This is a genomic window from Shewanella sp. SM71 (assembly GCF_025653905.1).
GTDB classification, from domain to species: Bacteria; Pseudomonadota; Gammaproteobacteria; order Enterobacterales; family Shewanellaceae; genus Shewanella; species Shewanella oncorhynchi.
Genome location: NZ_JAKKRW010000063.1, coordinates 1 through 533, shown reverse-complemented (window position 1 = coordinate 533; position 533 = coordinate 1). Strand labels below are relative to the sequence as shown.

Genomic DNA, 533 nt, shown 5'->3' with positions numbered 1-533 from the left:
CGTTTAATCGAACGGTTAAAAACACTCTTGCCTGCTTGATTAACTCCACATACTTGGAAGATATTTTTTGCGAGATCAATTCCTATTAGTGTAACTTTCATTTTGGACACCTTTTGTTGTTATTGAACGTGCAAATTCAATATGGCGTAAATGACGCCTACTTCACAAGAGGTGTCCATCCCATCATCCTTGGATGCTCGACCGCCCCGTCCATGGGGCGGACGGTCGTCTCGCAAATCACCATGGCTCACCTTTCGTGCATTCGCGTAATCTGTAGATTTAAAAGCGTTACGCAGCACGCTTTGGTCGGATAGACGGCATCTGTTACCAAGTGCCGCCCTCCTAAGAACCGTACGTGCAACTTTCACTGCATACGGCTCAAGCCTCCACTAAGGCGTGTTCTGTTACCCAGCACCCTATATAGCAGCTAAGACAGGATCGAACCAAGAGTTTCGACCTTCCTTTGCCTGTTTCCGCTTACTTAAGTAAGCTTCGTATTCGGGGTCGTAAGGTATGGCTGCGCTCCTGATTTT

General features: G+C 47.1%; 1 pseudogene. It reads right to left on the bottom strand.

Features of this window, described 5'->3' with window-relative positions:
- Positions 1–101 (bottom strand): annotated as a pseudogene (locus L5L97_RS22865) (IS110 family transposase); the annotation flags it as partial.
- Positions 102–533: the final 432 nt, after the last annotated feature.